The following is a 7,457-nucleotide window of genomic DNA, read 5'->3' on the forward strand; positions in this document are numbered from 1 at the left end:
AGACAAGCCCCCACCAAAATAGCGGGAGCCAGCCTGCTCACAAAGAGGCCCAAGCCTCACGACATCACTTGGCCTCGGACTTGAGCTTCAGATACGTCTGATGCATGTCACTCGCCCAACCATCGATCACCGCTTTGACATCAGTGGCTTTCATCACCTGCGAGGAATTTTCCAGCGGCTGCCCGGTGCCCTTGCGCACCACTTGAGCCACCACCTTGTTACTGCTGCCGTCGAGGAACACCGCCTCAGTGGCCAACGTGGTTTCCTGATCGCGAATACCGGTGGCCGTACTCACCGCAGCAGCAACCAGCGCAATCGGAATCACCTCATACACATGCAGGCCCTCGGTCTTGCTGCTCACCGCAGTGATCGCCGGCCGGATCACGATGACGCCAGGCCCCGGGCCGGTGGCCAGCGGCAGCGACTTGCTCAGCTCACGCTTGAGCGCCTGATCGTAATAACTGGTGATGCCATTGAGGGTCTGCTGGGGGATTTTTTCCGTCGCTTGCGGCTTCGGATACAACTGGCTCGGTTCGACATAGACGCTGCTGAATTTGTTGATGTCGAGTTTCGGGTCCATCCAGCGCATCACCTCGGCACCCGACGGTGATTTGGTCTCCTTCAGTTGACTGTAATCCTTGAGAAAACCGGAGTACTGGTCTGGCTCGACGGTTTTGCTGGAACAACCCACCACACCCAGGGTGGCGATGCACAGCGTGCCCATCATTGCGGCTAGCTTCATGCTGTAACTCCTGTCAGAAGGCCAAATCGTTTGCATAGGGGGAGTTACAGGTATAGCTAAAACCGCAGCAATTGCGATTGCAAATTACAAAATTCACACGGCGCTGCGCAGCAAGTCACAGCCCTTATTTGACAGACGCGCTGCATGCGGCAAAGCTGCATCCAGATGTATGCACGCCAGAAGGCCAACGCACCGGACTACGGAAGTCGCAATGCCCAAGCACAAAAACAAAGCGGTGCAACCTGAGCCTGACGCGTCACCCTCCTCTTTTTCACGTTACCTGTTTCCAATCACCATCGGCGTGCTGCTCGCGGCCGTGGCGGGCATTGGCTGGTTCCTGTTCAGCCCGGCGCCCGCCCCCGTCAAACCCGCGGCGATCAGCACGCCTGTAGCACCGCCAGCCAAGCCGCAACCGACTGTGGCAAACAAACCGGCCAGCATGGTCGATGAGCAGCAATGCCAGGGCTGCCACAGCGAACAGGTCAAGGACTGGCAAGGCTCGCATCACCAATTGGCCATGCAGCCGGCGACCGCCGAAACCACCCTCGGCGACTTCAACAACGTGACCTTCAAGGCCGAGAACGAGACCACACGGTTCACCCGCAAGGGCGATGAATTCTGGGTCAATGCGCCCGGCGTCGACGGCAAGAATGCCGACTTCAAAGTGGCCTACACCTTCGGCATCGCGCCGCTCCAGCAATATCTGATCGAGGTGGGTCAGGGGCGTCTGCAAGCCCTCGGCGTGGCGTGGGATACCGAGAAAAATCGCTGGTTTCATCTGTACGCCGGCCAGGGCGTGAACTTCAAGAATCCGCTGCACTGGAGCAAACCGAGCCAGAACGCCAATTTCATGTGCGTCGAATGCCACACCACCGGTTTCAAGCGCAATTTCGATGCAGCGAGCAACAGCTTCAACAGTCAATGGAACAGCCTCGGAGTCGGCTGTCAGGCCTGTCATGGCCCGGCGTCGAATCACCTGGAGTGGGCGCAGAAAAAAGACGATTTGATCCATAAGGGCTTCGACGTCGATCTCAAGGACAGGAACGCCACGGTAGAAATCGAAACCTGCGCGCGCTGCCATTCCCGCCGCGCACCGCTGGGCGATGGCTTCACCGTCGGCAAGCGGCTGATGGACGATTACCTGCCCAGCGCCCTGACCCGCGAACTCTATGCGCTGGACGGCAAGATCAAGGACGAAGTGTTCGAACACGGCTCCTTCCTGCAAAGCAAGATGTTCGACAAGGGCGTGCGTTGCAGCAATTGCCATAACCCGCACAGCAACGAACTGAAGGCACCGGGCAACGCCGTGTGCATGCAATGCCACAACACGGCGGGCAAGACCTCGGTCGCCGGCGTCGACGGCAAGGGTCTGCAAGCGAAGAATTACGACTCCATCGAACACACCCGCCACGCCATGGGCCAGCCCGGCTCGCAGTGCGTCGATTGCCACATGCCTGGCAAGTTCTACATGGGCAACGACTTTCGGCACGACCACAGTTTCAGCATTCCCAACCCGGAGCGTGCGCAAAAACTCGGCACCCCAGACGCCTGCCTGACCTGTCACCAGGGCAAGGCCGGCGACAAGGTCACTGCGCAGTTCAAATTGTGGAACGCCACCGCCTCCCCGGCTCAGCAGGCGCCACGTTATGACGAGAGCCTGTGGCTGATCCGCAATGGCCAGCCCGGAGCCGCCGACGCGCTGTACCAACAATTGCAGCGCAGCAACCTGCCGGCGATCCAGCGCGCAACGTTGCTGGCGGAATTGCCGCTGTACCCGAGCGAACAGGCGCTGAAACTGGCCACTCAGGATCTCAAACATCCAGAGCCACAGGTGCGTGACAGTGCGGTGCGGGCGATCAGCGCATTCCTGCCGCCGCCCGAGCGTGCGCCGTTATTGGCGCCGTTGCTCAATGATCCAGTGAAAGCCGTGCGCATCGTCGCCGCGCGGGATCTGCTCGGTGCCTCGCGCAACAATGGTCTGGGGGCGGCGCAAGCCAGTTGGAACGCGGCGATTGGCGAGTATGAAGCGGTGCAGAAAAGCCTGCTGGAACGTGCCGAGGCCAATCTCAATCTGGCGATGCTGTACCAGGCCAGCGGGCGCAGTGCCGAGGTCGAACCGTTGCTGCGCAGCGCCCTGCAACGGGACCCGGACTTCTACCCGGCGCTGGTCACGCTGGCACAGTGGCTGGAAGCGAATGGTCGCGCCACCGAAGCGCAGAAACTGTTGGATGACAGCCTCAAGCAGCATCCGGATGCGGCGCTGTTGCAGCACACGCGCGGGTTGTCACTGATCCGTGCCGGCCAGTCCGCCGACGCCATGTCCTACCTGCGCAAAGCCGCGCAACTGGAACCGGAGAATGCGCAGTACGGCTATGTACTGGCGGTGGCGCTGCATGAGAGCGGCAAGGTTGATGAGGCGTGCGCGATTCTGGAAAGTTTGCTCAAGGTACAACCGGCCAACCGCAATGCGCGGCTGTCGCTGATTCAGTACTACCTCGATAGCGGCCAGGAACCGAAGGCGCAGGTGCTGTTGCAGGGCTGGAAGAAAATGAATATGGGGGATCCGGCGCTCAAGTGATCGGCTGGAGATCGGTGGCCCCTCACCCTAGCCCTCTCCCAAGGGAGAGGGGAATATTCAAGGATTGCACCGACTTGAGCGATCGGCTTTGAATCCGTAATCGACTCGGTCTGTCACTTCGATGTATCACCCAAGACACCCCGGTCAGTCCCCTCTCCCTCCGGGAGAGGGTGTTAGGGTGAGGGGCTGCCAAACCAGTCCCCTCTCCCTCCGGGAGAGGGTTAGGGTGAGGGGCTTTCGATCTTGGCTTTCAGAATCGAACAATCACCACGAAGACGTTTCGCCACTGCGCAACGCCATTTCCCGCCGGCTATTAGCACGCATCGCCTTGATCAGCGATACCGTTCCCACCAGCAAAATCGCCGCACCAAACAAGAAGTCGATGTTGTATAGCTGGAAATCTTCCACCGGCCCGAACAGCAATGTGCGCACCACCGCAATCCCCACCAGCGTCGCGAGGAAGTCGATCCCCGGTTCATCGCGGTAAAACACCAGCATCAGCGGCAGGCACAGCACCAGCAGAAGCAACAGCACCACCACCTTGAACGAGCCTTTGCGCTCGACGCTGAACGCGCACTCATGCGCCCCGTACGGCTTGTAGTCCTCATCGCGGATCATCGAGTTTTTCTCGTTGATGTAGTCGGCGCGGTTGTACTTCTGGATCGGCGTAAAGGTGTTGGACATCTCCATCAGCGTGGTGATGTTCTTGAAGCGCAGGTCGATGCGCTCGCTGCCCTTGAGGTAATACAGCACCGGTTTGTAGCCGTAGCGATAGGTATCGAACGGGAACGCCGCGGTCTGGGCGTGCACGCCGATCGGCCGTGGTTCGAGTTCAGCGAAGGCGCTTTTGTTGGTCGACGAGAGGTTGCGGCTCAGCGGCAGCACCTTGATCTGCTCGAGGAAGATCGGCGTCACGCCGAAAGACCACTGCAACGGTTCCAGGCGCAGGCGCAGTTCGTTGCGGCCCAGGTCGTAGCGGTTGAAGGTACGTTCGGAAACCACCAGCGAACCGCCGACCATGAACTCGCCGCGCAGGTTGTTGGTGACGCGCAAGGTCAGTTGATCCTTGCCCAGCAACGCCGCTTCCGTGGTCGGTGGCGTGCCGCACCACGCGTTGCTCTCGCCGACACCGCCAAGCTGGCCGTCGCGGTTTTCCTTGAATACGTAAAAGTAACTGGCCCACAGCGTCAGCAGCAAAAGCGACGCCGTGAGACCGAGGATTTTTTTGCCCGGACTCACTGATCAGACTCCCTTCTTCGGTTCCATCGTCCAGCCGAAAACCCGCTGGCGACGGCGACTCTACCAAAAGGCCATCAGTGACCCAAGGGAAAATGCCGGATTGGCAACGAACCTAAGGGTTTCCCCGGTACTCGCCTCACCCCCCCAAGGAGCGAGCCTGCTCGCGATAGCGGTGTTTGATCGTTCCCACGCTCTGCGTGGGAATGCAGCCCGGGACGCTCTACGTCCCAATCTAGGTGCGATCGCGAGGAATCAGGCTTTGCAGTTGCTGCGCCAGAAAATTAGCATCAAACGCAAACGTATCCGGATCCTTCAAACCATTGGTCTTGCGCCACTGCCACGCACCATCCGCCAGGCCAACCAGCGAAATGCTCCCATACCGGGCCGCCGTCAGCCCCATCACTGCCAGGGAAATCTGCCCGCCGCTGCCCATCACATCCGGCACAAACTCCACCGGTTTGCCGGCAATCACGATGCTCAATTTTTCCGTCTTGAACGTCGAGGTCTCCACCGGCACGCTCGGCCCGGACGCGACATACGCCTCGCGACTCACCTCCAGCAGATTCGGCGCCTTGACCGGTTCAAGCCATTGCTCGATCTGGTCGAACAGCGCGCCAATCCGTGTTGCCCATTCAGCTGATTGCGTAGTGAACAGTTGCTTCTTGTGCGCTTCGCTTTCGGCATAGTGGCGAAGCATTTCGCCCAGTTGCTGTACGTCGTTCATTGCGGTGTTCCTCGGAAAGGACCTGCGAAGGGTGATAGTGGCAGATCCCCGGCGCGGCGTACGTTTAGTTCTTGCAGATGCACAGTTGCGGGAAAGATCGGCGGTACAGTCAGTCGGTACTGGCGTCGAGTCTCGAACAGAAGGTAACTTCGGGCAGACCTGAATGCTCGACACTGACATTTACTTGAGGAAATCCAATGCGCACCATCGGCCTTATCGGCGGCATGAGCTGGGAGTCCAGCGCCGAATACTATCGCCTGATCAACCAACAGGTCCGCGAGCGCCTCGGCCCTTTGCGTTCGGCGCAGTTGCTGATGTACAGCGTCGATTTCGGCCCGGTCGAACAGGCCCAGCACGCCGGGCGCTGGGACGATGCAGCGGCGATTCTGGTGGATGCCGCACGCCGGCTTGAAGCTGGCGGCGCCGAGTGTGTGGTGCTGTGTACTAACACCATGCACAAGGTCGCCGAGCAGATCCAAGGCGCCATCAGCATTCCGTTCCTGCACATCGCCGAACCCGCCGCTCAGGCCGCACTGGAAATCGACGCGCGCACGGTCGGGTTGCTCGGCACCGCGTTCACCATGGAGCAGGACTTCCTCAAGCAGCGTCTGATCGCCCAAGGCCTGACCGTACTGGTGCCGGATGATGCCGAGCGCAAAGAGGTGCACCGGATCATCTACGACGAACTCTGCGTGGGCGTGATCAGCGAACAATCGCGAGAAATCTACCAAGGCGTCATCGAATCCCTGAGCGCCCGTGGCGCCCAGGCGATCATCCTCGGCTGCACCGAAATAGGCCTGCTGATCAAACCCGAACACAGCGCCCTGCCCCTGCTCGACACCACCGAGCTGCATGCGCAGTCAGCGGTGGCGTTCGCACTGGGCGACTGACTCAGGGTTTCGACGAACCGCGCAGACGGGCCATGCTCAACGTGTCGACCCAGTGCCCGTCGCGCACCGCGTAATCACGCAACAGCCCTTCGGCCTCGAAACCGAACTTGCGGTAAAGGCCGATGGCTGCCTCGTTATCGGCGTACACCGTGAGTTCGACGCGGTGCAGATTCATCCAGTTGTCGGCAACGTCCAGCGCCGCTGCCAACAACATCGATCCCACGCCTTTGCCCTGCTAGGCTACCGCGACCGCCATGCCGAAACTGCCGGCGTGAGCGCGGCGCATCCTTGAATAGGCTTCCATACCCAGATTTCCGATCACTACGCCTTGGTGCAGGGCAACCAGTTTCAGCGCGCGCTCGCTGTCGGCCTGCAGTCGCTGACGCCAGACCTCGGTGGATTGAAACGGCATCTGCAGCACCTGCCGCGCAACGGCGGGGTCGTTGTAAAGCGCAGTGATGCCTTCGAGGTGGAATTCGTTGGAGCGTTCGAGATGGATCGTGGGGGTTGGCTCTGACATGGGATCGGTCCGTGATCAACGTGTGGCTGGTCACTCTAAACCGCTGATCTGCAATCTGGCGAGAGGCAATGGTGGGAGCGAGCTTGCTCGCGAAGGCGGTTGGCTAGTCACTGAAGCTTCGACTGGCAAATTGCATTCGCGAGCAGGCTCGCTCCCACATTTTGATCCAGCCCGGACACAACCCCTGTGAGCACTGAAGATTCCTGTGGGAGCGAGCCTGCTCGCGAAAGCGACCTCATAGCCAACACCTGCTTCCCGGCGAAAACGTCTACCGTGCTGTCGCCAATTTTTGCCTTTTAAACGCCGCTGTTTAAAAGACACCTCCAGACACGCCTTTCAGGCTACAAATTCTTGCGCCATTGCCTACAGCTACGCCAGAATCCGCCGGCTTGTGCGCCTAGGGGGCGGATTCTATTGTGGTGCGGTCGCTGACGAATCAGCGATCGGGTCTCGCAGCCCGTCGATCTCTGGACGCACAACACCCGCTGTTTTTATGGCGGCTGTACGTGGGAGACCTTCGGGTCTGCCGGTTCTAGAGTCCCGGTCTGCGACCCGCGTATAGCTGCCACCAACCATTTCGTATCGCAGCGAAAGTTGGCAGCTCCGTCGACTCTAGGAGCATCACCATGATCAAACCAACACCCAACCCACCCGAAACCGACCCCACCTCCCCCTACGAATCCCTCGATTCGAAAAAACTCCACCAAGCCGCCGACCGCGCCCTCGACCACTATCTCTGCCCACCCGGCTCCACCCCACCGCCC

General features: G+C 60.1%; 5 protein-coding genes and 1 pseudogene. 2 read left to right on the top strand and 4 right to left on the bottom strand.

The genetic code is table 11. From position 1 onward, the window contains the following. Positions 1-64 precede the first annotated feature (64 nt). Positions 65-742, bottom strand: a complete 678-nt coding sequence (locus OK411_RS15610) for a DUF3313 domain-containing protein (RefSeq protein WP_024012860.1) — start codon at positions 740-742, stop codon at positions 65-67. A gap of 211 nt (positions 743-953) precedes the next feature. Between OK411_RS15610 and OK411_RS15615 the strand changes: the two genes are divergently transcribed. Beyond that, complete coding sequence (locus OK411_RS15615; protein ID WP_264365315.1) at positions 954-3,320, top strand: tetratricopeptide repeat protein; 2,367 nt, start codon at positions 954-956, stop codon at positions 3,318-3,320. Between the two features lie 264 nt (positions 3,321-3,584). Here OK411_RS15615 and OK411_RS15620 read toward each other — a convergent pair whose 3' ends face one another. Next, positions 3,585-4,559 carry a hypothetical protein gene (locus OK411_RS15620; RefSeq protein WP_264365316.1) on the bottom strand — a complete coding sequence of 325 codons (975 nt, stop codon included), beginning with the start codon at positions 4,557-4,559 and terminating at the stop codon, positions 3,585-3,587. Between the two features lie 232 nt (positions 4,560-4,791). Further along, positions 4,792-5,283, bottom strand: coding sequence for a hypothetical protein (locus OK411_RS15625; RefSeq protein ID WP_122881014.1), 492 nt, complete (start codon positions 5,281-5,283; stop codon positions 4,792-4,794). Between the two features lie 197 nt (positions 5,284-5,480). Between OK411_RS15625 and OK411_RS15630 the strand changes: the two genes are divergently transcribed. Then, positions 5,481-6,173, top strand: a complete 693-nt coding sequence (locus tag OK411_RS15630; RefSeq protein ID WP_122698653.1) for an aspartate/glutamate racemase family protein — start codon at positions 5,481-5,483, stop codon at positions 6,171-6,173. Between the two features lies 1 nt (position 6,174). Here OK411_RS15630 and OK411_RS15635 read toward each other — a convergent pair. Continuing rightward, positions 6,175-6,693: pseudogene (locus OK411_RS15635) on the bottom strand (GNAT family N-acetyltransferase). Between the last annotated feature and the right edge of the window lie 764 nt (positions 6,694-7,457).

Source organism: Pseudomonas sp. RG1, assembly GCF_025910115.1.
GTDB lineage: Bacteria > Pseudomonadota > Gammaproteobacteria > Pseudomonadales > Pseudomonadaceae > Aquipseudomonas > Aquipseudomonas atacamensis.

Bases quoted from the DNA above. Each gene is read 5' to 3' on its own strand.
- OK411_RS15610 (WP_024012860.1), bottom strand. From the start codon at position 742: ATGAAGCTAGCCGCAATGATGGGCACGCTGTGCATCGCCACCCTGGGT.
- OK411_RS15615 (WP_264365315.1), top strand. From the start codon at position 954: ATGCCCAAGCACAAAAACAAAGCGGTGCAACCTGAGCCTGACGCGTCA.
- OK411_RS15625 (WP_122881014.1), bottom strand. From the start codon at position 5,283: ATGAACGACGTACAGCAACTGGGCGAAATGCTTCGCCACTATGCCGAA.
- OK411_RS15630 (WP_122698653.1), top strand. From the start codon at position 5,481: ATGCGCACCATCGGCCTTATCGGCGGCATGAGCTGGGAGTCCAGCGCC.